The following is a 26,438-nucleotide window of genomic DNA, read 5'->3' on the forward strand; positions in this document are numbered from 1 at the left end:
GGGAGGGGGCTTGCCCCCGATTGCGGAGTATCAGAACCCAATACATTGGCTGACACACCGCTATCGGGGGCAAGCCCCCTCCCACATTCTCTTAACCGCTCAGACCTTAATGGTGTTCGCGGGTCGCACGGAACTTCACATCCGGCCAACGCTCTTCCATCAACGCCAGGTTCACCCGCGTCGGCGCCAGGTAGGTCAGGTGACCACCGCCGTCGATTGCCAGGTTTTCCACGGCTTTATTGGAGAACTCTTCCAACTTCTTCTTATCGCTGCAATCAATCCAGCGCGCCGAATACACGGTGATCGGCTCGTAGGAGCACTCCACCTTGTATTCCTCTTTCAAGCGGCTGGCGACCACATCGAACTGCAGCACGCCCACGGCGCCGAGGATGATGTCGTTGCTGCGCTCGGGGAAGAACACCTGGGTGGCGCCCTCCTCGGCCAATTGCTGCAAGCCTTGGCGCAGTTGCTTGGACTTGAGCGGGTCACGCAGGCGCACGCGGCGGAACAGTTCCGGGGCAAAGTGCGGGATACCGGTAAAGCCCAGCGCTTCGCCTTCGGTGAAGGTGTCGCCGATCTGGATGGTGCCATGGTTGTGCAGGCCGATGATGTCGCCGGCAAACGCCTCTTCCAACTGCTCACGCTCGGAAGAGAAGAACGTCAGGGCGTCGCCAATGCGCACGTCCTTGCCAGTGCGCACGTGGCGCATCTTCATGCCTTTTTCGTATTTGCCGGAGCAGATACGCATGAAGGCGATACGGTCGCGGTGTTTGGGGTCCATGTTCGCCTGGATCTTGAACACAAAGCCCGTGAATTTCTCTTCGACCGGTTCCACGGTGCGCTCGTTGGCAACGCGGGCCAGCGGTTTTGGCGCCCAGTCCACGACGGCGTCGAGCACGTGGTCGACACCGAAGTTGCCCAGCGCGGTACCGAAGAACACCGGCGTCAGTTGGCCGTCGAGGAACTCCTGCTGGTTGAACTCATGGCAGGCGCCCTGCACCAGCTCCAGCTGGTCGACAAAACGGTCGTACTCGTCGCCCAGGTGGGCGCGGGCTTCATCGGAGTCGAGCTTCTCGATGATCTTGGTTTCGGTGCGCTCATGACCGTGGCCAGCGGTGTAGACAATGATGTAGTCGTCGGCCAGGTGGTACACGCCCTTGAAGTCGCGGTAGCAACCAATCGGCCAGGTGATCGGCGCGGCCTTGATCTTCAGGACGGCTTCGATTTCATCCAGCAGCTCGATGGGGTCGCGGATGTCGCGGTCGAGTTTGTTGATGAAGCTGACAATCGGCGTGTCACGCAGACGGCACACGTCCATCAGCGCGATGGTACGTGGCTCGACGCCTTTACCGCCGTCGAGGACCATCAGCGCCGAGTCCACCGCGGTGAGGGTGCGGTAGGTATCTTCGGAGAAGTCTTCGTGCCCCGGGGTGTCGAGCAGGTTGATCATGTGCTCGCGATAGGGGAACTGCATGACCGACGTGGTAATGGAAATACCCCGTTGCTTTTCCATTTCCATCCAGTCGGAGGTGGCATGGCGGTCGGATTTGCGCGACTTCACCGTGCCGGCCACCGCGATTGCCTTGCCCATCAGCAACAGCTTTTCGGTGATGGTGGTCTTACCGGCATCGGGGTGGGAAATAATGGCGAAAGTGCGGCGTTTCGCGACTTCGGCGGCCTGGTGGGTCATGGGAAATCGCCTGGCAGGTGAGTCAAAAAAGGGCGGCGAGTATAGCGCAAACGCGAGGGTACGGACCACCGTTGAGCCCATTGGGGGTGGCTAAATGCGCCCAAGTGTGGAACCTTTTAAAAGGTAGAGACGTCCACTCCCCTGCTATCGCACTCGGAACAGGGGCTGAAAAATCAGCAAGTTAGCCTGACGAGGCTGCGCTCATGGCTCGATCGCATACTGCATTGCCAGTATCGGCGAGTTGCTTTTCGCGAACCCATTCCAAGGCAGCCAGTCATGGCCCTGCCGCTCGGAAATGTGTTCGCCGACAGAAGAAAAAAAGGAGTCCGCCTGTGGCTATTCGCTATGGCAAAGGGCTGATAGGAGCAGTGGTTGTCGTCGCTCTCCTGGCCCTGCTGGTCCACTGGATCGGCATCAACACGATCGAACTGTACCGCGACGATTTGTTGTTTTACCTGCAAGCTCATCTGATTCTCGTCCTAGTCTCCATGCTGGCAGCCCTGATTGTGGGCATCCCCGCCGGTATCCTGCTCAGCCGACCCAATATGGTCGGGCGCGCAGAACGTTTCATGCAGATCTTCAACATCGGCAACACCGTCCCTCCCCTGGCCGTACTGGCCATCGCCCTCGGCGTCCTCGGCATCGGCAGCGGCCCGGCCATCTTCGCGCTGTTCCTCGCCTCGCTCCTGCCCATCGTGCGCAACACCTACGAAGGCCTGAAAAACGTTCAGGGCTCCCTTAAGGAAGCCGCCACCGGCATCGGTATGACCCCGCGCCAGGTGCTGTTTCGCGTGGAGCTGCCCAACGCCGTGCCGATCATCATTGGCGGTGTGCGCGTGGCCCTGGCGATCAACGTCGGCACCGCGCCGCTGGCCTTCCTGATTGGCGCCAACAGCCTGGGCAGCCTGATCTTCCCCGGCATTGCCCTGAACAATCAGCCGCAACTGTTGCTCGGCGCCGCGTGTACCGCGCTGCTGGCATTGCTGCTTGACGGCCTGGTAACCATGGCCAGCCGCCTCTGGCTGGAACGCGGGTTGCGCCCGTCTTAAGCCCGGTAAAGGAATTCACATGAAAAAACTGAGCTTGATATTAGGCTGCGTCCTGCTGCTTGCAGGTATTGCACAAGCCGCCGAAAAACCCGTGATCCGCATCGGCGCCCGGGTGTTCACCGAGCAGACCCTGCTCGCCGAAATCACCTCCCAGTACCTGCGCACCAAGGGCTACGACGCCCGTGTGACCGGTGGCCTGGGCAGCAACCTGGCGCGCAGTGCCCAGGAAAGCGGGCAACTGGACCTGATCTGGGAATACACCGGTGTGTCACTGGTGGCCTACAACCATATCGACGAGAAGCTCGACAGCGAACAGTCCTACGCACGGGTCAAAGAACTCGACGCGAAAAAAGGCCTGGTCTGGCTATCGCCGTCGCGCTTTAGCAACACCTATGCCCTGGCACTGCCGGAGAAAGTCGCGCAAGAACATCCCGAGATCAACAGCATCAGCGACCTCACCCAAGCCATGGCCCAGGAGACCAAAGAGCATCGCCTGGTCGCCCTGGACACCGAGTTCGCCAACCGCTCCGATGGCCTGGCCGGCATGGTCAAGCTGTACGACATGAACCTGACGCGCAAGAACACCCGGCAGATGGACGCCGGCCTGGTCTACACCGCGCTGCGTAACGGCCAGGTGTTCGCCGGTTTGGTCTACACCACCGACGGGCGCCTCAACGCCTTTAAATTGAAGCTGCTGGAAGACGACAAACACTACTTCCCCGACTACACCGCAGCCCCGGTGATCCGCCAGGAATACCTCGACAAGCACCCGCAACTGGCCGCCGAGCTCAAGCCTTTGGCCAATCTGTTCAACGATGAAACCATGCGTCAGCTCAATGCACGGGTCGACGTCGACCATGAAAGCCCGTCCGCCGTTGCCGCCGATTTCCTGCGCCAACATCCAATCAACTAAAAAGGAGAAGACATGGAATTTTTGAACGCCTTTTCCCATCTTGATTGGGCCCAAGTGCTGCACTTGACCTGGCAGCACATCACCCTGGTCGGCATCGCCGTGATCCTGGCGATCTTTATCGGTGTGCCCCTGGGCATTCTGATGACACGTTTCCCAACCTTGGCCGGCCCGCTGCAAGCCAGCGCTACGGTGCTACTGACCGTGCCCTCCATTGCACTGTTCGGCCTGCTGCTGCCGTTCTACTCCAAGTTCGGCCAGGGCCTGGGGCCGATGCCGGCGATCACCGCCGTGTTCCTCTACTCCCTGCTGCCGATCATGCGTAACACCTACCTCGCGCTGACCGGCGTAGAGCCAGGCATTCGCGAAGCCGCACGCGGTATCGGCATGACCTTCGGCCAGCGCCTGCGCATGGTCGAACTGCCGATTGCGGTGCCGGTGATCCTCGCCGGTGTGCGCACCGCCGTGGTGATGAACATCGGTGTGATGACCATCGCTGCCACCATCGGCGCCGGTGGCCTGGGTGTACTGATTCTGGCTTCTATCAGCCGCAGTGACATGTCGATGCTGATCGTCGGCGCCGTGCTGGTCAGTCTTCTGGCCATCTTCGCCGACCTGCTTCTGCAATGGCTGCAACGCTCGCTGACTCCAAAAGGATTGCTCAAATGATCGAACTTCAAAACCTGTCCAAGACTTTTCAAAGCAACGGCAAGACTGTCACTGCCGTCAACGATGTAAGCCTGACCGTCAACGAAGGCGAGATTTGCGTATTCCTGGGGCCCTCGGGCTGCGGTAAGAGCACCACGCTGAAGATGATCAACCGCCTGATCAAGCCCACCTCGGGCAAAATTTTGATCAACGGCGAAGACACCACCGACCTCGATGAAGTAACCCTGCGCCGCAACATCGGCTACGTGATCCAGCAGATCGGCCTGTTCCCCAACATGACCATCGAAGAGAACATCGTGGTGGTGCCCAAGCTGCTCGGCTGGGACAAGCAGAAATGCCACGACCGCGCCCGCGAGTTGATGAGCATGATCAAGCTGGAGCCCAAGCAGTACCTGCACCGCTACCCGCGTGAATTGTCGGGCGGGCAGCAACAGCGCATCGGCGTGATCCGCGCCCTGGCGGCCGACGCACCGCTGCTGCTGATGGATGAGCCGTTCGGCGCGGTCGACCCGATCAACCGCGAGATGATCCAGAACGAGTTCTTCGAGATGCAGCGCGCGCTGAACAAGACCGTGATCATGGTCAGCCACGACATCGACGAAGCCATCAAGCTGGGTGACAAGATCGCCATCTTCCGCGCCGGTAAACTGCTGCAGATCGACCACCCGGATACGCTGCTGGCGCACCCGGCCGACGAGTTCGTCAGCAACTTCGTGGGCCAGGACAGCACCCTCAAGCGCCTGCTGCTGGTAAAAGCCGAAGACGCGGCGGACAACGCCCCGTCGGTGAGCCCGGAAACCCCGGTGGCCGATGCCCTGGAACTGATGGACGAGCATGACCGCCGTTACGTGGTGGTCACCTGCGCCGAAAACAAAGCGCTGGGCTATGTTCGCCGTCGCGACCTGCACCGCCAGGCCGGCACCTGCGGCCAGTACCTGCGCGAGTTCAATGCCACGGCGGCCTATGACGAGCATTTGCGCATCCTGTTGTCGCGCATGTACGAGTTCAACCGTTCGTGGTTGCCGGTGATGGATGCAGAGCGGGTGTTCTTGGGTGAGGTGACCCAGGAGTCGATTGCCGAGTACCTGAGTTCCGGTAAGTCCCGTGGGGGCAAGACCAGCATTGTCTCCCCTGCCGAAACTGCTTTGGCCTGATAGATCGCTATCGCAGGCGAGCCAGCTCCCACAGGGGAATGCATTCCAGCATAAGAATGCAGTTCAAATGTGGGAGCTGGCTTGCCTGCGATGAATACACCGCAAATCCATCTGATTAGCCCCATCCGGGGAACATCAATCCGTCACACCGGTCGGTTACATAAGTAGCTGCACGCGGCCGCGCGACGAACGCGTGCAAAAACGCGACATTTTTAGTTGATCCCACGCCCGCCAAGCCCTAAAGTTCGCGCCGAACGTCCATGCTGGAAACGATCCATCCGGCTCAAGTACTGACGACGAGACAGCAAGGCCAAGGGCAGCTTACCCCGTGGCCTTTTTGCTTTCGGCGACATGCCTTGGGAAGTAGGCGAACCAAAGTGGGGATACGGAGGACGTTCATTTGCACCCATTGATCAATACAGTTTGCCCTTAGGAGTTCCCCAGCATGTCGATCAACGTCGAAGATTATTTCGCGCGCGCCACCTTTGACAAAATGAAGGCGTTCGCCGACAAACAAGAAACCCCATTCGTGGTGATCGACACCGCGATGATCAGCCAGGCCTACGATGACCTGCGCGCCGGTTTCGAATTCGCCAAGGTGTATTACGCCGTCAAGGCCAACCCGGCCGTGGAGATCATCGACCTGTTGAAAGACAAGGGTTCGAGCTTCGACATCGCCTCGATCTACGAGCTGGACAAGGTCATGGACCGCGGCGTCAGCGCCGACCGTATCAGCTACGGCAACACCATCAAGAAATCCAAGGATATTCGCTACTTCTATGAGAAGGGCGTGCGCCTGTTCTCCACCGACTCCGAAGCCGACCTGCGCAACATCGCCAAGGCCGCGCCGGGTTCGAAAGTGTATGTGCGTATCCTCACCGAAGGCTCCACCACTGCTGACTGGCCGTTGTCGCGCAAATTCGGTTGCCAGACCGACATGGCCATGGACCTGCTGATCCTCGCCCGCGACCTGGGCCTGGTGCCGTACGGCATCTCGTTCCACGTTGGCTCGCAACAGCGCGACATCAGCGTGTGGGACGCGGCCATCGCCAAGGTCAAGGTGATCTTCGAACGCCTGAAAGAAGAAGACGGCATCGAGCTGAAGCTGATCAACATGGGCGGCGGCTTCCCGGCCAACTACATCACCCGTACCAACAGCCTGGAAACCTACGCTGAAGAAATCATCCGTTTCCTCAAGGAAGACTTCGGTGACGACCTGCCGGAAATCATCCTGGAACCTGGCCGTTCGCTGATCGCCAACGCCGGCATCCTGGTCAGCGAAGTGGTACTGGTGGCGCGCAAGTCCCGTACCGCCGTCGAGCGTTGGGTGTACACGGATGTGGGCAAGTTCTCCGGCCTGATCGAAACCATGGACGAAGCCATCAAGTTCCCGATCTGGACCGAGAAGAAAGGCGAGATGGAAGAAGTGGTCATCGCCGGCCCGACCTGCGACAGCGCCGATATCATGTACGAAAACTACAAGTACGGCCTGCCATTGAACCTGGCCATTGGTGATCGACTGTACTGGTTGTCGACCGGTGCCTACACCACCAGCTACAGCGCGGTGGAATTCAATGGGTTCCCGCCGTTGAAGTCGTTTTACGTGTAATAAGACGGTTATAACTAAAAAGCCCATGACGTTTCATGGGCTTTTTTCTGTCTGTGGTACGCGCCCTCAGCGATCTTCGCGAACGTGCCATAACCGTAGAATATAGAGTGTCGACTGTTGAATTTCGTAGCGCATTTCGTAATGGCCGACTAAAAGTCTTCTTACGTCGCGCGGTGAAAACTCTTCAATTCTCTCACCGATGCGCGGATTATCGAGCAGCGTGTCAGGCGCTTGAGACAGTGACTGCACGATGCGGGCGGCAGCTTCGCGGTTTACAACAGAGAGGAAGTCATATAATCGAGCCAGGTCGGATAAGGCTTTACTTGTCCACCTCAGCTCCATCAGCGCGGTACCGGTAGCGGCGAATCGGTGCTCAGGCTATCTGCCCAGGCCTGCACTGCCTGGTGATCGATCACGCGCCCCGCATCTACATCTGCCATAGCCTCAAGCGTCAGCCGGCTGCGCTCTTCTTCTTGATCGACCCAATCAGCGAGGGCCTGTTTCACCACCCATCCGCGTGAGCGATCCATTCGCGCGGCAATCTGGTCAACTTTCTGAGCAAGGGCAGTGGGAATATGAGCTGTCATTACTTTGGTTTCGGCACCCATGAAAACTCTCTCTACGGATAAATGACAAGCAGGCGATTAAAAATGATTCAAGCTTAATCATAGTGACTTAAGCCAGAGCTTCAACCTTCGATCCTTGCCGTTCATCGACAAACCGGAACACGTGAATGTGTAGAAACGGGGTCCTACAGCGTTTTCTCCAATTGGTCCGCGTGCCCTTGATAAGCCTCGGCCATGGCGCGAATCTGCGGGTCATTGGCCTGTGCCAGCGCCTTATGCGCCGTTCGCAGGAATTTGAAATTCCCAGCCGCCAAAGCCTTGCGCAGCCATTCCAGCGCAGCGTCGATCTGCCCTCTGTCCGCCAGCACCGCTGCATAGCTGAACTGCCCCCGAAAATCCCCGGCTTCGGCGGAGCGTCGGTACCATTCTACGGCTGTCTCTAGATCCCTGGGGCAATACTGGCCGTCTTCCAGATAACGCCCCAGCAGGTTCATCGACTTGGCGTGGCCCTGCCCTGCGGCCTGGCGATAAAGCGTCAGCGCTTGGGCCTGGTCTTGCTCCATGCCGCGACCGGTAGCCAACAGGTTGGCGTAGTTGTACTGGCCCCAATCCAACCCGGCGTGTGCCGCCAGGCGATATTCCCGTGCTGCGGCGGCCTCATCGACAGCGCAGCCCCAGCCATGCTCCCGGCAACGCCCGATCATATTGCGCGCCATCAGGTGACCGCCCTGCGCGGCAATCTGGAACCAGCGCAGTGCCAAGGCTTCATCGCGGGCAATGCCGCGCCCTTCCAGCAATATTTGCCCGAGCAGGGCCTGGGCATCGACCACCCCTGCCTTGGCGGCGATCAGGATGGCCTGGGCGGCGCGCACCGAGGAATCATCGAGCATGCTTTGTAATTGCTCGACGTTGAGCACTTCTTCGCGGCGCAATAAAAAGCCCATGCTCAGACCTCGACCCAGCGGCGCAACAGGTTGTGGTAGGTGCCGGTGAGCTGGATCAACGCGGGGTGGTCGGGCACGTCGCGGGTCAGTTGCTGAATGGCGCCGTCCATCTCGAACAGCAAGGTGCGCTGGCTGTCTTCGCGCACCAGGCTTTGGGTCCAGAAGAACGAGGCATAGCGCGCGCCACGGGTCACCGCGTTGACCTTGTGCAGGCTGGAGCCGGGGTACAGCACCATGTCGCCGGCGGGTAGCTTGACCCGCTGCAGGCCGAAGGTGTCCTGGATCTCCAGTTCCCCACCGTCGTAGTCGTCGGGGTCGCTGAAGAATAGCGTGGACGAAAGGTCGGTGCGCACGCGCTCATGGCTGCCTTTGGGTTGCCGCACCGCGTTGTCGATATGAAAGTCGAAACTGCCGCCTGCGGTGTAGCAGTTAAGCAGTGGCGGGAAGACTTTATGCGGCAGCGCGGCCGACATGAACAGCGGGTTGCTCCACAACCGTTCCAGCATCGCCGCGCCGATTTCCTTGGCCAGGGGGTGGCCTTCGGGCAATTGCAGGTTGTGCTTGGCTTTGGCGGATTGGTGCCCGGCGGTGATTTTGCCGTCAGCCCATTCGGTCTCTTCCAGGGCCTGGCGAATGCGCAGCACCTCCTCGCGAGAGAACAGGCCGGGAATGTGCAGCAACATGGGGGCAATACCTGCGATCAGAGAGGCGTCAATGGTATTGATTCTTATCCGCCCTGTAAAACGCGGGGACGAACGAGAACACAAAATCCGTAAAGAAAAAGTGTAAAGAATGTAAATTTGATGCGAATAGCAATATCTCGCAATTGATACAAAGTCTTGTTGGCCCTATATTCCGCGACCTCACAACCTTGGGGAAGGGACACGTCATGTCGCGCACTATTCTAAAAATACCGGTCAGTTCACCACGCATGCTGGCTTCGGCCATCGGCGTTGCCCTGAGTGCCGGCTCCGCCGCCCACCTGGCGCAGGCGGCTGAAAATACCGAGCCAAAAGGCGAGCGCAACCCTATCTCCCTCGGCGCCACCAACATCACCGGCCAGGATCAGGACAACACCTCCTACCAGGTGGAAAAAGCCTCGTCGCAGAAATACACCGCGCCGCTGGTGGACACGCCGCGTTCGGTCACCGTGGTGCCGCAACAAGTACTCAAGGACACCGCCGCCACCTCGTTGCAGGATGCCTTGCGCACCGTACCGGGTATCACCTTCGGTGCCGGTGAAGGTGGCAACCCTCAGGGCGACCGCCCGTTCATCCGTGGTTTCGATGCCCAGGGCGATACCTACCTCGATGGCGTGCGCGATACCGGTGGCCAGAGCCGCGAGATTTTCGACATCGAGTCCATCGAAGTCAGCAAAGGCCCGAACTCTTCGTTCGGCGGTCGTGGCTCGGCCGGTGGCAGCCTCAACCTGGTGAGCAAGACCCCACAAGCGCGGGACTTCACCAACGGCGGCTTTACCTACGGCTCCGACCAGACCCGCCGCTACGTGCTCGACGTGAACCGCCAGTTCCTGGACGACAGCGCGGCCTTCCGCCTGAACCTGATGAGCCATGAACAAAATGTGGCTGGCCGCGATGCGGTGAACTACGACCGTTGGGGCGTGGCACCGTCGCTGACCTTTGGCCTGGGCACACCGACCCGCGTCAACCTCAGCTACTACCATATGGAAAGTGATGACCTGCCGGATTCGGGGATGCCGTATGGCTATGGCAGCACAGCATCAAATGCCGCGCACGTTCACGACAAACCTACCGATGGCGGAGACAGCAGTAACTTCTACGGTTTGAAAAGCCGCGACTTCCGCAAGACCCGCGCCGACATCAGCACGGTCTCCATCGAGCACGACCTGAACGACAACATGACGCTGAAAAACACCCTGCGTCATGGCAGCACCGGCCAGGACTACGTGTTGACGCAGCCTGACGACAGCCAGCACAACGTCAACCAGTTTGGCACCGTATGGCGTCGCGCCAACAGTCGTGTGTCCACCACCACAACGACCACTAACCAGACCGATCTGTTTGGTAACTTCCAACTGGCGGGTATGAAGCACTCCTACTCCACCGGTCTGGAGTTCACTGGTGAAGAAACCCGTGTCAGTGGCTATACCGTCAGCCCGAACAGCAACCCTGTATGCAACGTGAGCAAAGGCGGCATGGGCGGTAATTGCACGTCACTGAGCAATCCGAACCCGGATGATGCCTGGAACGGCAACGTTGCGCGCAACTACAACGGCACTAATACCAAGGCCACCAGTCGCGCTGCCTACGTATTCGACACCATCGAACTTGATCCTAAATGGCTGCTCAATGTCGGCCTGCGCTACGACACCTTCGACACTCAAGCCAACACCAATGCCGCTACAGGACGTACCAAGCTCAAGGACGACAGCCAATTTTTCAACTGGCAAGCCGGGCTTGTGTGGAAGCCCACGGAAAACGGCAGCATTTACACTTCCTATGCCACCTCAGCCTCGCCAGTTGGCGGCTTGGTAGGTGAAGGTCAGGAACCCAATGGTTTCGTGACCGGCATCAACACCAGCGATCTGGAACCCGAAGAAACAGTCAACTACGAACTCGGCACTAAGTGGGATCTGTTTCATGATCGCCTGTCCCTGACTGCCGCCGTGTTCCGCACAGAGAAGAAAAACACACGAATTTTGGTGAGCTCCAACACCTTCGAAAACGGTGGTGAATCCCGAGTCGATGGCTTGGAACTGTCTGCCAGCGGCAAAATCACCGATCAGTGGCAAGTATTTGCGGGCTATAGCTACCTGAAAAGCGAACTGGTAGATCCGGGCAGAATCGGCAACCGTCAAAACGTAGTCAGTGCCGGCTCCAACAAAGGCAACCAAATGCCCAACACGCCGAAGAACTCCTTCAGCCTGTGGACCACCTACGACATCACCCCCAAGTTGACCGTCGGCGGTGGTGCCTTCTACGTCGATGAGGTTTACGGCGATGCCGGCAACACCGTGTATGTACCGTCCTACACCCGCTACGACGCCATGGCCAGCTACAAGCTGACCAAGAACGTCGACCTGCAATTGAACGTGCAGAACCTGACCGACAAGACCTACTACGACAAGGCCTATTCGGCGCACTTCGCCAACCAGGCGGCCGGTCGTACGGCGTTGTTGACCACCAGCTTCCACTTCTAAAAGCGGTCAAGGTTCGCTCAAGGCCCCACGCATCGGATGCGTGGGGCTTTTGTGTGTAAAACAGAATTTTTCTTGATAACCCACGGCATAATGCGCGCCGTGACCCAGATATCAGATGAGCGAGGCGGTGCGACGTGTTGAAGAAAACCCTGTTCCAGTTGCATTGGTTCTTCGGCATCACGGCCGGGCTGGTGCTGGCCTTGATGGGGGTCACCGGGGCCGCGTACTCGTTCCAGGACGAGATCCTGCGGGCGCTCAACCCCAGCGTGTTGAGCGTGCAAAAACGCGAGGCCGGTGTACTGCCGCCCGCCGAGCTGGTGCGCAAGTTGGAAGCCACCGAAGGCAAGACCGTGGCCATGCTGTGGGTAGAAAGCGAAAGCGGCAACGCCGGCCGTGTGTCCTTCACTCCGCCACCGGGCGAGCGCCGTGGCCAGATGCGCTACTTCGACCCGTACACCGGCGACTACATGGGCGACGCCGTCGGCCAGGATCTGTTCGGCTTTATCCTGCAATTGCACCGCTTCCTCGCCATCGGCGACACCGGGCGCAACATCACTGGCGCCTGCACCCTGATTCTGCTGTTCTTCTGCCTCTCCGGCCTGTACCTGCGCTGGCCACGCCAGGTGAAAAGCTGGCGCGTCTGGCTGACCCTGGACTGGCGCAAAAAGGGCCGTAGCTTCAATTGGGACCTGCACTCGGTATTCGGCACCTGGTGCCTGCTGTTTTATCTGTTGGCGGCGCTGACCGGGCTGTATTGGTCCTACGACTGGTACAACCGTGGCGTGACCCAACTGCTGTCCGACTCGCCGCAGAACGAGCGCATGCGCAAGCGCGGCCCAGCCCCTGCAGGCCCCGCTCCAGTGGCCAACTACGATGCGATCTGGAGCAGCATCTACAGCAACGCCGGCCCCGACTTGAGCGCCTACAACATTCGGATGCCTGCGGTCGCCGGGCAACCGGCCACCGTGTATTACCTGCTCTCTTCATCGCCCCATGACCGCGCGCTGAACCAGATCAACCTGGACCCGGCCACCGGCGAGGTCAAATCCCACGAGCGCTACGCCAGCAAAAGCCTCAAGGCGCAGTTGCTGACCAGTGTGTATGCGCTGCACACCGGCAGCTATTTTGGCCTGGTCGGGCGGATCGCCCTCACCGTCAGCTCATTGCTCATGCCGCTGTTTTTCATCACCGGCTGGCTGCTGTACCTCGACCGTCGCCGCAAAAAGCGCCAGGTACGCGATGCGCGCAAGGGTCTGGCAGCCAACCACAGCGATGCGCCGGCCTGGCTGATCGGCTTCGCCAGCCAGAGCGGCTTTGCCGAGCAACTGGCCTGGCAAACGGCCGGGCAATTACAGGCTGCGGGCCTGGCGGTGAAGGTGCAGCCCCTGGGCAGTGTCAGCCGCGACGACCTCAGCCAATCGCAAAACGCCCTGTTCGTGGTCAGTACCTTTGGCGACGGCGAAGCCCCCGACAGCGCCCGTGGTTTCGAGCGCAGCGTGCTCGGCCAGGCGCTGCCCCTCAAAGGCTTGAACTACTCGGTGCTGGCCCTGGGTGACCGGCAGTACGAGCATTTTTGCGGCTTTGCCCGGCGCCTGCATTTCTGGCTGACCAACCAGGGCGGTACCCCGCTGTTTGCCCCGGTTGAAGTCGACAGCGGTGACACATTGGCGTTGCAAGCCTGGCAACAGCAATTGGGCCAGCTCACCGGGCATGCACCGGCGGCGGCCTGGCCGACGGCCCAGTACGAAAACTGGACCCTGAGCCAACGCACTCTGCTCAACCCCGACAGTGTCGGCTCGCCCGTCTACCTGCTGGGCCTCACATCCACGTCTGCGCACAGCTGGCTGGCCGGCGACCTGGTGGAAGTCCTGCCGCGCAATTGCCCCTGGGCCATCGAACACTTCCTGGCCGGACTGGGCTTGGTCGGCAGCGACGGTGTGGTGATCGACGGCGTCGCCCACACCCTTGATCAGGCCCTGGCTACGCGCCAACTGCCGGACAACCGCACGCACCTGGTCGGCCTGCACGCCCAGGCATTGGTGGATGCGCTGGTCCCCCTGGGCATGCGCGAATACTCCATCGCCTCGATTGCCAGCGACGGCGTGCTGGAGCTGATCGTGCGCCAGGAGCGCCACCCCGACGGCAGCCTGGGGCTTGGCTCCGGCTGGCTGACTGAACATGCCGCCCTCGGCTCGGCCATCAGCCTGCGCCTGCGGCGCAACAGCGGCTTCCATTTACCCGACGCGCCGGTGCCGCTGATTTTGCTGGGCAACGGCACCGGCCTTGCCGGCCTGCGCAGCTTGCTCAAGGCGCGTATTGCCGATGGCCAGCAGCGAAACTGGCTGCTGTTTGGTGAACGCAACATCGCCCACGACTACCTGTGCCAGGACGAACTGCAAGGCTGGCTCGCCAGTGGAGACCTGGCCCTGCTGGACCTGGCGTTTTCCCGTGATCAAGAGGAGAAGGTCTACGTACAGGATCGCCTGCGCGAGTCAGCGGATGTGCTGCGCAAATGGCTGGCGGACGGCGCAGCGATTTATGTGTGTGGCAGCTTGCAAGGGATGGCGACGGGGGTGGATCAGGCACTGGCAGACATCTTGGGCAAGGAGGCGCTGGAGCGCCTGATCGAACAGGGCCGCTATCGTCGGGATGTCTACTGACCCCGCTAATGCCTGCCTTGATCGTTCCCACGCTCCGCGTGGGAATGCCGCCCTGGACGCTCCGCGTCCGCTCTTGACGGCGTGACGCGGAGCGTCACAGGATGCGTTCCCACGCAGAGCGTGGGAACGATCAGGCCGGTTGCAGCTTTTGCTCGAACACCGAGACGCCATCGAGATCGCGCAGCATCACCGTCAACTCCGCCGTCTGCCCATCAATCTGCACTTCACCAAAAAACTGAAAGCCCGCAAACGGCGAGGTGTTCTGTGCCGGTGGCGCCTTCTGGAATACCACGTGCGGGCCAAAGGTTTTATCCAGTGGGTTGGGCCCGAAACTCCCAGCATTCAACGGCCCCGCCACAAACTCCCAGAACGGCTCGAAATCCTGGAACGCCGCGCCGTCAGGGTGATAGTGATGCGCCGCACAGTAATGCACATCGGCCGTCAGCCACAGGTGGTTGCGCACCTTGTGCTCATGCAGGAACCCCAGCAGTTCGGCGATCTCCAGCTCACGCCCTTGCGCCGGGCCAGGGTCGCCATTGGCGATCGCTTCCCAACGCGCCACGCCGGGGCTGACTTCACCGTCGGGCACGCCCAGGCCGATAGGCATGTCAGCGGCGACCACCTTCCACTGCGCTTGCGAGGCCTTGAGCCCGCGCTTGAGCCAGTCCAACTGTTCACGGCCGAGGAAGGGTTTTTCAGCGCCCAGGTTGTCGTCATTCGGCCCGCGATAGCTGCGCATATCCAACACAAACACATCCAGCAGCGGCCCATAACTGAGCTTGCGATAAATGCGCCCACCAGCGTCGGCGCTCTGTCGGCGCATGGGTGAATATTCCAGCCAGGCCTGGCGGGCACGGCCCACCAGGGTGTTGATGTCGCGGGTCTGGTAGCGCTCATCCAACTGCTTGCTCGATGACCAGTTGTTGATCACCTCGTGATCGTCCCATTGCCAGATCTGCGGCACCTCGGCATTGAAGCGGCGCACGTTTTCATCCAGCAGGTTGTAGCGGTAATTGCCGCGATATTCATCGAGGGTTTCCGCGACTTTGCTTTTGGCTTCAGTGGTGATGTTGCGCCAGATGCGCCCGCCTTCAGTGGTGAGCTGCGCGGGGACTGGGCCGTCGGCGTAGATGGTGTCGCCGCTGTGGATAAAAAAGTCCGGCAAGCGCAGGCGCATGGCTTCGTAGATGCGCATGCCACCGATGTCCGGGTTGATGCCGAAGCCTTGGCCGACGGTGTCGCCGCTCCACACAAAACGGATATCGCGCCGCTGTTGCGGCACGCTGCGCAAGTGGCCGAACCAGGGTTCACTGGCAATGCCGGTCTGGGCGTCTTCGAAATGCACGCGGTAGAAAATCGCCTGGTCAACCGGCAGCCCGGTGAGTTCGACACGGGCGGTAAAGTCGGTGCGGCTGTCGGCCAGGGGCGAGACGAATCGGCGCGGGTTGCTGAACACGCTGCGGGTGTCCCACTCCACCACCATCTTCGCCGGGCGGTCGCTGCGGCTCCAGATCATCGCGCGATCGCCCTGCAGGTCGCCCGATTGCACGCCGTCCGTGAGTTGCGGTCGGTCCTTCACCGAAGCGATCACCGCCGGCGCCAGGCCCGGCAACAGCAGGCCAGCGCCTACGGCTTGCATCACACGGCGGCGGCCGAGATCGAAGTGGCTCATGCAGGATGTCCTCTTGAGTATCAAAAGGGCCACTTAAGCATGATGGGATGAAGCGGATGTGACACCAATCGGGAGAACGATCAAATTCACCTGTGGGAGCTGGCTTGCCTGCGATGCAAACACCTCGGTGTATCAGGCAAACCCAGTCGATGCTATCGCAGGCAAGCCAGCTCCCACATTTTTTGCCAGTGTCAGGCAGTCACGGCCAGCTCGGCCGCTTCCGGTCGCTTGAGCACGGCATACACCAGCCCGGTCAACACACTGCCCGCGACAATCGCCAACAAGTACAACAACGCATGGTTCATCGCATTCGGAATCACCAGCACAAACAACCCGCCATGGGGTGCGGCGAGTTTGCAGCCGAAGTACATCGACAGCGCACCGGTCAACGCACCACCGGCAATACTGGCCGGAATGACCCGCAGCGGGTCTTTGGCGGCGAAGGGAATCGCGCCTTCGGAGATAAAGCACAGCCCCAAAATCATCGCCGCCTTGCCGGCCTCGCGTTCGGTCTGGGCGAACTTGCGTCGGGCCAGTAACGTGGCGATGCCCATGCCAATCGGCGGCACCATGCCGGCGGCCATGGTCGCGGCCATCGGCGCGCCGCTCGACGCGGCCAGCAGGCCAACCGAGAACGCATACGCCGCCTTGTTGATCGGCCCGCCCAAGTCCACGCACATCATGCCGCCGAGCAGAATGCCCAGCAGCACCGCGTTGGTGGTGCCCATGGTGCTGAGGAAATCCGTCAGGCCCGTGAGCAAGCGGGCGACTGGTGGGCCCACCAGGTAGATCATCACCAAGCCGGTAAACAGGCTCGCCAGTAACGGGATGATCAGGATCGGCTTGAGCGCTTCCAGGCTCTGGGGCAGTTGCACCGTGCGGCTGATCAGCTTGACGCAATACCCGGCGACGAAACCGGCCAGGATGCCGCCGATAAACCCAGCCCCCAGCGTCCCCGCCAGCAGCCCGCCGATCATGCCGGGCGCCAGGCCAGGACGGTCGGCAATCGAGTAGGCGATGTAGCCCGCCAACAGCGGCACCATCAACAGGAACGCCTGGTCACCCACGGATTTGAGCGCCGCCGCCAAGGTGCCGGGCTGTTCGAAGGCATGGATGCCGAACACAAACGACAAGGCGATCAGCAAGCCCCCCGCCACCACCATCGGCAGCATGTAAGACACGCCGGTGAGCAGGTGTTTGTAGATCCCGGTTTTCTCGGCCTTGGCCGCTGCACCGCTGGCCGCGCTTTCCACTGCGCCTTCGGCCAGGGCCTTGTTGAGGATGGCTTCGGATTGCTTGAGAGCAATGCCGGTGCCACAGCGGTAAATCTTCTTGCCGGCGAAACGCTCGGTGGCCACTTCGATATCGGCCGCGAGCAATACCACATCGGCATCGGCAATCGCCTGGGGGCTTAACGGCGTGCGGGCGCCCACCGAGCCTTGGGTTTCGACCTGCAAGTCATAACCCAGGCGCTGGGCCGTCTGCTGCAAGGCCTCGGCGGCCATGAACGTGTGGGCCACGCCAGTGGGGCACGCGGTAATCGCAACGATACGCGGCGCAGCCTTGGCCGCCACCGGGGCAGCGTTGGCGACATACACCTGGGCCTCTTCAGCACCCCGACGCAATACGCCTTCGACATCTGCCAACGCCTGGGCCGGCGTGCTCTGGAACACGCGCTTGCCGACAAACCGCTGCATCTCCACCGGGGTACTGCTGACCAGCAGCACCCACTCGGCATCATCAATCGTCGCCTGGGACAACTGGCGCTCCGGGCGCTGCACATCGACGACTTCAACACTGGTGTGCAAGCCCATGCGCTGGGCGGCGGCGTCCAACAAGCGGGCGCACAGCACACTGGTGACCATGCCGTTCGGGCAGGCGGTAACAATGGCTAACTTCATCACAAACCCTCTTATTGTTCTGTCAGCGTGCGCACATCGACGCCGCTTTCGAGATGCGCCAACTGCGCGTCATCGCTGATGCCAAAACCGATCTGTGTCACTGCCATCGCGGCAATCGCCGTGGCCCGGCGCAGGGTGTGCTCCGGCGTATCGCCACTGAGCAAACCGTGGAGCATCCCGGCCAGCAGCGAGTCGCCGGCACCCACGGTACTGGCCACTGCCACCTTGGGCGGAGTGGCATGCAGCGCCGCACCCGGGCGGTACCAGGTCACGCCTGCGGCCCCGTCGGAGACCACCACATGTTCGACGCCTTGCTGATGCAGTCGGCTGATGGCATCGGTGGCGTTACCCAAGGCTTCGGCCAACTCTTCAGTATTGGGTTTGACCAGCCACGGGCCAACCTCCAACCCCAGGCGCAGCGCTTCACCACTGGTGTCCAGGGCGACTTTCAACCCCAGGTCCTTCAACGCCTCCAGCAAACCTTTAAACCACTGCGGGCTGACGCCGCGCGGCAAGCTACCGGCCACCACGACCGCATCGAACTCCGGGCCAATGATCGCGACCATCTTGAGCAGCGCTTTTAGCGTCTCTTCAGTCACCAGCGGCCCCGGTGCATTGATGTCGGTGACCCGCCCATCCTGTTCGGCAATCTTGATGTTGCTACGGGTTTCGCCGGGAACCCGGATGAAGGCATCGCCAAACCCACGGCGCTTGATCAGCGCATTGAACGCCTGGGGGTTGGCACTGCCGAGAAACCCGCCCACGCTGACGTAATGGCCCAGGTCCGCCAGCACCTGCGCCACATTCACGCCCTTGCCCGCCGCGTGGGTGAGCATCGCTTCACTGCGATTGACCTCACCGGGTTGCAGGTGCGCCAGGCGTACCGTGAGGTCCAACGCCGGGTTCAGCGTCAGGGTCAGAATATTCGCCATCTACACGGCCTCCACTAGGGCACGCACTTGCGCGGGCGAACCCACCGCCAGTGCTTGTTGCGCCAGGCCCTGGGCCTCGCTCAGACTGAATTCACGCACCCGCGCCTTCACCTCGGGAATACTGCGGGCCGACACGCTCAACTCATCCACACCCAGGCCGACCAGCACCGGCACCGCCAGCGGGTCCGCCGCCAACTCGCCGCACACGCCAACCCACTTGCCATGGGCATGGGCGGCGCGCACGGTGATGTCGATCAGTTGCAAAACTGCCGGGTGCAGGCCATCGGCCTGGGCCGACAGGGTCGGGTGGCCGCGGTCGATGGCCAGGGTGTATTGGGTCAGGTCGTTGGTGCCGACGCTGAAGAAGTCGACTTCCTTGGCGAGCACCGGCGCCAGCAAGGCGGCTGACGGGACTTCGATCATGATCCCCAGTTGCAGGTCCGCCACCGGGATCTCCAGGCGCAGGCGCTCGGTCATGTCCCGGGCGGCGCGCCACTCATCCACGCTGCCGACCATGGGGAACATGATGCGCAGCGGGCGGTTATCCGCTGCACGCAGCAGTGCGCGCAGTTGCGCTTCCATGATCTGCGGGCGTTGCAGCGTCAGGCGAATGCCGCGCACACCGAGGAAGGGGTTTTCTTCTTCGGCGATCGGCCAGTAGGGCAATGGCTTGTCCCCGCCCACATCCAGGGTGCGCACCACCAACGGGCGACCGTTGAGGCCGTCGAGTACGCGGCGGTATTCGGCTTCCTGGGTGGCCTCGTCCGGCGCCTGGGGGTGGGCCATGAAAATCAGTTCGGTGCGCAGCAGGCCAATGCCTTCGGCGCCCTGCTCCACTGCACTGGCCACCCCGGCGCTTTCACCAATGTTGGCGAACACTTCCACGGCGTGCCCGTCGCGGGTCAGCGCCGGTTCATGGCGTTGGGCCGAAGCGGCTTGCAAGCGCTGTTCGCGGCTGTCGCGCTCCACGGTGGCCCGTTGCAGGGTGGCGGCGTCGGGGTCGACATGCAGGCGACCGCGCTGGCCATCGAGCAACAGCGGCGTGCCGGCTTTGAGCAGTAACACCGCAGCACCAGCACCGACCAAGGCCGGAATACCCAGTGCGCGGGCGACGATGGCGCTGTGGGCTGTGGCGCCACCTCGGGCGGTGAGAATGCCGGCAACGCGGGCCGGGTCCAGGCGTGCCACGTCCGAAGGGCCGACTTCTTCCATCACCAGGATGTAGGGCTCGCTCGGTTCCTGCACGCTCTCAACGCCACACAATTGGGCCAGTACGCGGCGGCCGATGTCACGCAAGTCGGCAGCACGCTCGGCCAGCAAGGCATCCTGCAAGGCTTCCTGCTGCTTGGCGGCGGCTTCGATCACGCTCATCCAGGCGGCTTCGGCGCTTTCGCCTTGCTTGAGGCGGGTGTCGACTTCGTCGGTCAGTTCCGGGTCGTCGAGCATTTCCTGGTGGGTGATGAAAATCTCGCGGATGGCCTTGGCCTGGCTACGCTCGATCAAGCCCTGGATATCCGTGCGCACGTCGCTCAAGGCCGTGTGCAGGCGCTGGCGTTCGGCGGCGGCAGACTCACCGCGCAACGGGTAATCGAACACCTGCGGCACCTGAATATGGGCCGGGCCGATGGCAATACCCGGTGCGGCGGCAATGGCCTGGAGTTGGCTACCGCTCAGTGGCGCGCTGAGTACGGGTTCGATATCGACCTGCGCTGGCTGTGCACTCACCGTAGGCAAGGGCTCGACCTCTTCGCCAAGGCCCTCTTGCACGGCGGCCAAAAGGGCGGGCAATGCATCGCCGGCCACCGTCGGCTCGGCCACAAATTCCAGCACCTGGCCACGGCGTGCGCCGAGGCTGAGCAGCTTGCTCAGGCTTTTGACCGACACGGCGCCCACCGCGCCATCGACGATGCGCACGCGGATATCGCCGTCAAAACTTTTCGCCAATTGCGCCAGGATCTTCGCCGGGCGAGCATGCAGCCCGTGGGCGTTGGCCAGGGTAATGCGGGCGCTCGGCCAGTCCGGCGGCAGTTCACCACCCAGCACTTCCAGCACCGCGCGGCTGCTGGTGGCGCGCCCCAACTCCTGGCCGCGCCCTTCGATCAGCAAGGCACACAGGCGTTCAAGCAGGCTTTGGTGCGCTTCACCGAGGCTCGCCAGGCAAAACAGGCCGTGCAAAGGCTGGCCGAGGTAGCGCATGGGTTTGTCCGGCGTCACAAAGGCCAGGCCCGGACGCTTGACCGTCTGCTCGCTGTGCAACCACCACAGGCCATCGCCCAGGGGCAGCGCGTCGACCTGCTGCAATACGGCGGCAAAGCCATTGCTCACACAGTCGGCCTGGCGCAGCAAGCGTGCACCGCGCCACACCAGCTCTTCAAAATCATCGGCCGACACGCCCAGGCTGATCATCTGTGCATCCAGCGCCAGTTCCTGGGGCGCGCCTTGCAACAGTTTCAACAGGGCTTCGGCACTGTTGGCACGGCGCAAGGCCTGGCCCAGGTCGGTTTCACCGAGGGCACGGGTGAGCAGTTGCAGCAGGCGCAGGTGTTCATCGGATTTAGCCGCGATGCCAATCGCCAAGTAAACGATTTGGCCATCGCCCCAGTCCACCCCTTCGGGGAACTGCAGCAGGCGCACACCGGTGGAAAATACCTGGTCGCGGGTTTCTGGCGTGCCATGGGGAATGGCGATGCCTTGTCCGAGAAAGGTCGAGCCTTGGGCTTCACGGGCTTGCAAGCCACTGAGATAACCTTCGGCAACCAGGCCATCGGCCACTAATTTGTCAGCGAGCAGGTGCAAGGCAGCAGATTTATCCACAGCCACCTGGCCCATGGATATCTGCTCTACAGTGAGCTCAAGCATGCCGTTCTCCTAGTTAGTGCGACAGGCGCACTAGGTATTGTTGTAGGTAAATATGTTCAAAATTAACTGACTGAGCGGTCAATTGGCAGTGGTCACTCAGCGGCGAACATCGTAAAAATACGCCTGCTGAAACGTTTAATCTAGAATTTATGGCAGATTACGCGTTAATTGTGCAAGCTTGAAGGGCCACTCGGCGCTTGCTGTGGGACATGGGTCGAATGCTGGAATCGGTTACGATTGGACAAAATGTCGGGGCGAGCGCCAAAAAACAAGGAAATCCCGGTTTGAAACTCAGTGATATCGCACGTCTGGCCGGTGTGTCCGTTACCACCGCCAGCTATGTCATCAATGGCAAAGCCGAACAGCAGCGCATCAGCAACGCAACCGTTGAGCGTGTGCGTGCCGTGGTCCAAGCCCATGGCTTTACCCCGAACCCTCAAGCCGCCGGGCTGCGCAGCCGGCATACGCGCACCTTGGGGTTCATCCTGCCAGACCTGGAAAACCCCAGCTACGCACGCATCGCCAAACTGCTGGAACAAGGTGCGCGGGCGCGAGGCTATCAGTTGCTGATCGCCAGCTCCGATGATGAAGCGGACAGCGAACGCCAACTGCTGCAACTGTTCCGTGCCAGGCGTTGCGATGCGTTGTTCGTCGCCAGTTGCCTGCCGGCCAGCGATGACAGCTATCGCGAGCTTCAGGCCAAGGGGCTGCCGGTGATTGCCATCGACCGGGAGATGGAGCCGAACCAGTTCTGCTCCGTGGTCAGCGATGACCACCAGGCCTGCCAGCAACTCACCAGCAGCCTGCTGCAACCGTTGCCCAAGCAGATCGCGCTGATCGGCGCACGGCCCGAGCTGAGCATCAGCCAGGCACGTACCGCCGGTTTCCGTGATGCGCTGCAAGGCTTTACGGGCGACGTGATCATCGAGCAGGGCGAAGCCTTCAGTCGTGACTGCGGCCGAGAGCTGATGGAGCAACTGCTGCAACGCCTGGGGCATCTGCCGGACGCGCTGGTGACCACCTCCTACGTACTGCTGCAAGGCGTGTTCGACGCGCTGCATGACTTCCCCCTCAAGTCGCGGCCCCTGCGCCTGGGCACCTTCGGCGATACGCAGTTGCTGGATTTCCTGCCGCTGCCGGTCAACGCCATGGCCCAGCAACATCAGTTGATTGCCGAAACCGCCCTGCGCCTGGCCCTGGCCGCCATTGAAGAGGAACAGTACCAACCCGGGGTGCATGCGATTGGCCGGACTTTCAAGCAGCGTATTCACGAGGCCTGAGCGTGGAGCTGATCGACACCCACACGCACCTGGACTTCGAGGACTTCGACCCCGATCGCTCGCACGTCCTCGCCCACAGTCGTGAACTTGGCGTGCGGCGCCTGGTGGTGCTGGGGGTTTACCAGAAAAATTGGCAGCGGCTATGGGACTTGGTGCAACAGGACGAAGGCCTGTTCGCCGCCTTCGGCTTGCACCCGGTGTATCTCGATGAGCATCGCCCCGCCGACCTGCTGGAGCTGGGCGACTGGTTGACGCGCCTGCATGGTCACCGGCAACTGTGCGCAGTGGGCGAAATTGGCCTGGATTACTTTCTGGAACAGTTGGACCACGAGCGCCAGCAGACGCTGTTTGAAGCCCAACTGAAACTCGCGGTGGACTTTCAACTGCCGGCCTTGCTCCACGTTCGCCGCAGCCACGCCGCCGTGATTGCCACCCTCAAACGCATCCGCGTGCCCAGAGGCGGCATCATCCATGCGTTCGCCGGCAGCGCTGAAGAGGCCCGCGAGTACATCAAGCTCGGGTTCAAACTGGGCCTGGGCGGCGCTGCCACCTGGCCCCAGGCCCTGCGCATGCACCGGGTACTGGCGCAGTTGCCACTCGACGCCGTGGTGCTGGAAACCGATGCGCCGGATATGGCCCCGGCCATGTACCCCAACCAGCGCAATAGCCCGCAGCACCTGCCAGACATCTGCACCGCCCTGGCCGAGCGCATGGGTATCAGCCCTTTATTGCTGGCTGAGGCGAGCACACGCAATGCGTGCGAGCTGTTCAACTGGTAGCGGACTGATCACCTGCAACTTCAAGGTCATTCTCTGTCGATGGCGGGCATAGCGCACCACCAGCAAATGGATCAGCACGGCGACCAGCGAAATGTTCAGTTGCCCGATCACACTGAGCAGCCCCAACCATTCAGCGACAAGGGCCATCAGCAAGGTTGCGCACGTCAGCATGATCATGCTCGGCCGCACCAGCGCCCAGTGGTCCAGGGCCCTGAACTGGCGCAACTGCTTGACGCACCCCAAGTGCAACCCGCAGTGGCAATACGTACAGTCAAACGGTACATCAATGGCAATGGCGTTCAGTTGCCAGGGCTTGAGCTCAAACGTCATGTTGCATTGGGCGCAATGCCCTTTGATACCGATTGCGGCGGCCATCGTTTTGTCCCCTCGTGACCGTGACGGATGAAATAAATTTTCACCTATTCACGCCCCGATAAAACACGCATCGGTAAATCAGGACATAAGCCACACGGCCCGCCGCTCAGTCCTTCAGAACCTCCCTACACCCGAAACGCGCCAATCAATTGCTTCAACTCAACCACCTGGGTTGCCAGTTGCCGACTGGCCGCCTCCGTGTGCTGCGCACCTTGCGCCGCATGCTCGCCGGCGCGGTTGATTTCGACGATGTTCTGGTCGATGTCGTGGGCGACTGCCGTTTGCTGCTCCACGGCGGCGGCGATCTGCTGGTTCTGATCGACGATCATCCCAACCGCCCCCAGGATATTTTCCAGGGCTTGTTGGACTTTTTCCGACTGCCCTACCGTGCCATTCGCCATTTCATGGCTGCTGCCCATGGCCTTCACCGCCGCACCGACACCGCTGTGCAAGCGGATGATCATCTGCTCGATTTCCTCGGTGGAGTGCTGTGTACGCCGGGCCAGAGTGCGTACCTCGTCGGCCACCACCGCAAACCCGCGCCCTTGGTCACCAGCGCGCGCCGCTTCGATGGCCGCGTTTAGCGCCAGCAGGTTGGTCTGCTCGGCGATGCTCTTGATCACCTCCAGGACGCTGCTGATGGACTGGCTGTCGGTCGCCAGTTGGTTGATCACCCGCACCGATTCGTCGATCTCCGCCGCCAGGCGCGCAATACCGCCTTGCTGGGATTGCACCAGCGCACGCCCGCTGACGGTTTCATCGTTGACACTTTGGGCACTGCTGACCGCCGCCGCGGCGCTGCGCGCCACCTCCTGGGCGGTGGCGGACATCTGGTTCATCGCCGTCGCCACTTGCTCGATCTGGCTGCGCTGGCCGGACACCGCCTGGTTACTCTGCGCCGACACCGCCTGCACCTGGCCGGCCTGCAACTCCACCTGGCTGACCGTATGCCCAACACGCTCGATCAGGTCGTGAATCTTGGCCACAGTGCCATTGAACACCTGGCCCAGGTCGCCCAGTTCGTCACGGCTCTGGGCAACGAAGGTGACCGTCATATCGCCCGCCGCCACTTTGTCCATCATCGCCCCCAGGCGGCGCAAGGTGGTGCGGGTGGAGACAAAGAAACCGGCATAGAGATAGAAAATCAGCGCAAACACCGCCGCCAGGGCCGTGACCAGCAACACCATGTGCAAACGGTTCTGCGCCAGGCGCTGCTGCAACTGCTGCCCGAGGAACGCCAGGGTGGCGTCATCCAATTGATAGGTCTTGGCCATCAGTTGGCTGACGCCGTCATAAAAGCCCTGCCAAGGCGCGTCGAGGGTCTCGGCCATCACCACCTGCTCTTCGAAAAACTCACTGCCTTGCTTAAGGCTCGCCTGGCTGGCTTGCGCCGAGACGTCGAGGGCGGCGTGCGCGGCCTGGCTGGTGCCCAACGCGTCCTGCAGCTTCAGGCCATATTCGCCGTGGAGTTTTTCCAACTGCTGCAGCAGTTCGTCAAAACGGGTGCTGGAGGACGAATTGATAAAGCCCTGCCCCAGGGAGTACGCGCCCATGGCACGGCCTTCACCCAAGGCCTGGGTGACTTGAGGAGTGATGGTGGTGACCAGGTCGCTGAGCTGGCGCAGATCACTTTGCGGATCACGGCTCAAGCCGGCTTGGCTGGCGATGATCTGGCTGAACATCTGGGCCTGGTTGAGTAACTTGCCGATCAACGCCGCCTTGTTGAGCAGCGAGGTTTCCTGCTGCTGGGCCTTGAACGCAGCGATCAGTTCGTCGCGTTTACTGTCGAAGACGGCAACTTGCTCGGGCTGGGTCGCAATGGCGCGCAAGCCCTGCAAGCGCTCCACTACACTGGTTTGCAAGGCGCTGATCCGGGTCTCCAGGTCTGCCGCTTTGCCAGACTGGCCGAGGGTGGCGTTGATCTGTACCTGGTTGTTGAGGGTTTCCAGCTCGCGACGCAACGCCAGGCTGCTGCCGAGCAGGTCGAGGCTTTGCAGTTCGACCCGGGTGCCCTGGTATTCACGCCACGAGTCGCGCACCAGGTAATAGTTGGTCGCCAGCATCGGCAGCAGAAACAGCACACTGATCAGGCTGAACTTCATGCCGAAGCTCAGGCGGTTCATCAGCGCGACGGCGGGATAGAGCAAGCTCTTCACAGGTGACCTCCCCTTCTTTTATTTTTATTGAGGCGCAGGGCGGCGGCAGATA

At 61.4% G+C, this 26,438-nt stretch carries 20 protein-coding genes and 1 pseudogene; 9 read left to right on the forward strand and 12 right to left on the reverse strand.

Annotated features, from left to right (window positions below; translation table 11 throughout):
* Positions 1-106: 106 nt before the first annotated feature.
* The gene (locus GIW04_RS00125) at positions 107-1,690 is read right to left on the reverse strand and encodes a peptide chain release factor 3 (RefSeq protein ID WP_003188476.1); all 1,584 of its coding nucleotides are present in this window, start codon (positions 1,688-1,690) and stop codon (positions 107-109) included.
* 332 nt (positions 1,691-2,022) lie between these two features.
* Between GIW04_RS00125 and GIW04_RS00130 the strand changes: the two genes are divergently transcribed.
* From GIW04_RS00130 to GIW04_RS00150, 5 genes are all read left to right on the forward strand, one after another.
* Positions 2,023-2,739 carry an ABC transporter permease gene (locus GIW04_RS00130; protein ID WP_003188475.1) on the forward strand — a complete coding sequence of 239 codons (717 nt, stop codon included), beginning with the start codon at positions 2,023-2,025 and terminating at the stop codon, positions 2,737-2,739.
* A 19-nt stretch (positions 2,740-2,758) separates the two neighbouring features.
* A complete protein-coding gene (locus GIW04_RS00135; RefSeq protein ID WP_034134852.1) occupies positions 2,759-3,652 on the forward strand; it encodes a glycine betaine ABC transporter substrate-binding protein in 894 nt (297 codons plus the stop codon).
* A 12-nt stretch (positions 3,653-3,664) separates the two neighbouring features.
* The gene (locus GIW04_RS00140) at positions 3,665-4,318 is read left to right on the forward strand and encodes an ABC transporter permease (protein ID WP_003188473.1); all 654 of its coding nucleotides are present in this window, start codon (positions 3,665-3,667) and stop codon (positions 4,316-4,318) included.
* Positions 4,315-5,472 carry an osmoprotectant ABC transporter ATP-binding protein OsmV gene (locus GIW04_RS00145; protein WP_003188471.1) on the forward strand — a complete coding sequence of 386 codons (1,158 nt, stop codon included), beginning with the start codon at positions 4,315-4,317 and terminating at the stop codon, positions 5,470-5,472. Before GIW04_RS00140 ends, GIW04_RS00145 begins: the two co-directional genes overlap by 4 nt.
* A 445-nt stretch (positions 5,473-5,917) precedes the next feature.
* Positions 5,918-7,081, forward strand: a complete 1,164-nt coding sequence (locus tag GIW04_RS00150) for a type III PLP-dependent enzyme (RefSeq protein ID WP_003188470.1) — start codon at positions 5,918-5,920, stop codon at positions 7,079-7,081.
* Between the two features lie 66 nt (positions 7,082-7,147).
* On the opposite strand, the gene GIW04_RS00155 is transcribed toward GIW04_RS00150, so the two are convergent.
* From GIW04_RS00155 to GIW04_RS00170, 4 genes are all read right to left on the reverse strand, one after another.
* The gene (locus GIW04_RS00155) at positions 7,148-7,423 is read right to left on the reverse strand and encodes a type II toxin-antitoxin system RelE/ParE family toxin (protein ID WP_080765562.1); all 276 of its coding nucleotides are present in this window, start codon (positions 7,421-7,423) and stop codon (positions 7,148-7,150) included.
* Positions 7,423-7,689, reverse strand: coding sequence for a CopG family ribbon-helix-helix protein (locus GIW04_RS00160; protein ID WP_003188468.1), 267 nt, complete (start codon positions 7,687-7,689; stop codon positions 7,423-7,425). Before GIW04_RS00160 ends, GIW04_RS00155 begins: the two co-directional genes overlap by 1 nt.
* Before the next feature lie 143 nt (positions 7,690-7,832).
* Positions 7,833-8,591 (reverse strand): tetratricopeptide repeat protein, encoded by a 759-nt coding sequence (locus GIW04_RS00165; RefSeq protein WP_120248651.1) that lies wholly within the window; start codon positions 8,589-8,591, stop codon positions 7,833-7,835.
* A gap of 2 nt (positions 8,592-8,593) precedes the next feature.
* Positions 8,594-9,274: a Fe2+-dependent dioxygenase gene (locus tag GIW04_RS00170; RefSeq protein ID WP_003188464.1), complete on the reverse strand. Its 681-nt coding sequence runs from the start codon at positions 9,272-9,274 to the stop codon at positions 8,594-8,596.
* A gap of 206 nt (positions 9,275-9,480) precedes the next feature.
* On the opposite strand from GIW04_RS00170, the gene GIW04_RS00175 reads away from it, so the two are divergent.
* Entirely contained in the window at positions 9,481-11,772 is a 2,292-nt protein-coding gene (locus GIW04_RS00175; protein WP_120248650.1) for a TonB-dependent receptor, read from the forward strand.
* Between the two features lie 134 nt (positions 11,773-11,906).
* Positions 11,907-14,432: a PepSY domain-containing protein gene (locus GIW04_RS00180; RefSeq protein WP_120248649.1), complete on the forward strand. Its 2,526-nt coding sequence runs from the start codon at positions 11,907-11,909 to the stop codon at positions 14,430-14,432.
* Positions 14,433-14,562: 130 nt separating this feature from the next.
* Here the strand turns inward: GIW04_RS00180 and GIW04_RS00185 are convergent, their stop codons facing one another.
* The 4 genes from GIW04_RS00185 to ptsP form a co-directional block, all read right to left on the reverse strand.
* Positions 14,563-16,104: an alkaline phosphatase D family protein gene (locus GIW04_RS00185; RefSeq protein ID WP_120248648.1), complete on the reverse strand. Its 1,542-nt coding sequence runs from the start codon at positions 16,102-16,104 to the stop codon at positions 14,563-14,565.
* A 191-nt stretch (positions 16,105-16,295) separates the two neighbouring features.
* Positions 16,296-18,005 (reverse strand): PTS fructose-like transporter subunit IIB, encoded by a 1,710-nt coding sequence (locus GIW04_RS00190; protein WP_120248647.1) that lies wholly within the window; start codon positions 18,003-18,005, stop codon positions 16,296-16,298.
* A gap of 11 nt (positions 18,006-18,016) precedes the next feature.
* Positions 18,017-18,937, reverse strand: coding sequence for a 1-phosphofructokinase (gene pfkB, locus GIW04_RS00195; RefSeq protein WP_120248646.1), 921 nt, complete (start codon positions 18,935-18,937; stop codon positions 18,017-18,019).
* A complete protein-coding gene (gene ptsP / locus GIW04_RS00200) occupies positions 18,938-21,796 on the reverse strand; it encodes a phosphoenolpyruvate--protein phosphotransferase (protein WP_003188457.1) in 2,859 nt (952 codons plus the stop codon).
* A 284-nt stretch (positions 21,797-22,080) separates the two neighbouring features.
* Between ptsP and cra the strand changes: the two genes are divergently transcribed.
* Together cra and GIW04_RS00210 are read left to right on the forward strand one after the other, a co-directional pair.
* Positions 22,081-23,076 carry a catabolite repressor/activator gene (cra, locus tag GIW04_RS00205; RefSeq protein ID WP_003188455.1) on the forward strand — a complete coding sequence of 332 codons (996 nt, stop codon included), beginning with the start codon at positions 22,081-22,083 and terminating at the stop codon, positions 23,074-23,076.
* Between the two features lie 2 nt (positions 23,077-23,078).
* A complete protein-coding gene (locus GIW04_RS00210) occupies positions 23,079-23,855 on the forward strand; it encodes a TatD family hydrolase (RefSeq protein WP_120248645.1) in 777 nt (258 codons plus the stop codon).
* Here GIW04_RS00210 and GIW04_RS00215 read toward each other — a convergent pair.
* The 3 genes and pseudogenes from GIW04_RS00215 to GIW04_RS31410 all read right to left on the reverse strand — a co-directional run.
* Positions 23,802-24,230, reverse strand: coding sequence for a hypothetical protein (locus GIW04_RS00215; RefSeq protein ID WP_032900411.1), 429 nt, complete (start codon positions 24,228-24,230; stop codon positions 23,802-23,804). The genes GIW04_RS00210 and GIW04_RS00215 overlap by 54 nt on opposite strands.
* A 125-nt stretch (positions 24,231-24,355) precedes the next feature.
* Positions 24,356-25,285 (reverse strand): methyl-accepting chemotaxis protein, encoded by a 930-nt coding sequence (locus tag GIW04_RS31405; RefSeq protein WP_373874267.1) that lies wholly within the window; start codon positions 25,283-25,285, stop codon positions 24,356-24,358.
* A pseudogene (locus tag GIW04_RS31410) lies at positions 25,262-26,353 on the reverse strand (methyl-accepting chemotaxis protein); the annotation flags it as partial. The gene GIW04_RS31405 and the pseudogene GIW04_RS31410, both read right to left, overlap by 24 nt.
* Positions 26,354-26,438 lie beyond the last annotated feature (85 nt).

Origin of the sequence: Pseudomonas sp. PA-4-8C (genome assembly GCF_021606625.1) — a bacterium.
GTDB lineage: Bacteria > Pseudomonadota > Gammaproteobacteria > Pseudomonadales > Pseudomonadaceae > Aquipseudomonas > Aquipseudomonas lactis.

Bases quoted from the DNA above. Each gene is read 5' to 3' on its own strand.
- GIW04_RS00125 (WP_003188476.1), bottom strand. From the start codon at position 1,690: ATGACCCACCAGGCCGCCGAAGTCGCGAAACGCCGCACTTTCGCCATT.
- GIW04_RS00135 (WP_034134852.1), top strand. From the start codon at position 2,759: ATGAAAAAACTGAGCTTGATATTAGGCTGCGTCCTGCTGCTTGCAGGT.
- GIW04_RS00140 (WP_003188473.1), top strand. From the start codon at position 3,665: ATGGAATTTTTGAACGCCTTTTCCCATCTTGATTGGGCCCAAGTGCTG.
- GIW04_RS00145 (WP_003188471.1), top strand. From the start codon at position 4,315: ATGATCGAACTTCAAAACCTGTCCAAGACTTTTCAAAGCAACGGCAAG.
- GIW04_RS00150 (WP_003188470.1), top strand. From the start codon at position 5,918: ATGTCGATCAACGTCGAAGATTATTTCGCGCGCGCCACCTTTGACAAA.
- GIW04_RS00155 (WP_080765562.1), bottom strand. From the start codon at position 7,423: ATGGAGCTGAGGTGGACAAGTAAAGCCTTATCCGACCTGGCTCGATTA.
- GIW04_RS00160 (WP_003188468.1), bottom strand. From the start codon at position 7,689: ATGGGTGCCGAAACCAAAGTAATGACAGCTCATATTCCCACTGCCCTT.
- GIW04_RS00165 (WP_120248651.1), bottom strand. From the start codon at position 8,591: ATGGGCTTTTTATTGCGCCGCGAAGAAGTGCTCAACGTCGAGCAATTA.
- GIW04_RS00170 (WP_003188464.1), bottom strand. From the start codon at position 9,274: ATGTTGCTGCACATTCCCGGCCTGTTCTCTCGCGAGGAGGTGCTGCGC.
- GIW04_RS00175 (WP_120248650.1), top strand. From the start codon at position 9,481: ATGTCGCGCACTATTCTAAAAATACCGGTCAGTTCACCACGCATGCTG.
- GIW04_RS00185 (WP_120248648.1), bottom strand. From the start codon at position 16,104: ATGAGCCACTTCGATCTCGGCCGCCGCCGTGTGATGCAAGCCGTAGGC.
- GIW04_RS00190 (WP_120248647.1), bottom strand. From the start codon at position 18,005: ATGAAGTTAGCCATTGTTACCGCCTGCCCGAACGGCATGGTCACCAGT.
- pfkB (WP_120248646.1), bottom strand. From the start codon at position 18,937: ATGGCGAATATTCTGACCCTGACGCTGAACCCGGCGTTGGACCTCACG.
- ptsP (WP_003188457.1), bottom strand. From the start codon at position 21,796: ATGCTTGAGCTCACTGTAGAGCAGATATCCATGGGCCAGGTGGCTGTG.
- GIW04_RS00215 (WP_032900411.1), bottom strand. From the start codon at position 24,230: ATGGCCGCCGCAATCGGTATCAAAGGGCATTGCGCCCAATGCAACATG.
- GIW04_RS31405 (WP_373874267.1), bottom strand. From the start codon at position 25,285: ATGACGGTCACCTTCGTTGCCCAGAGCCGTGACGAACTGGGCGACCTG.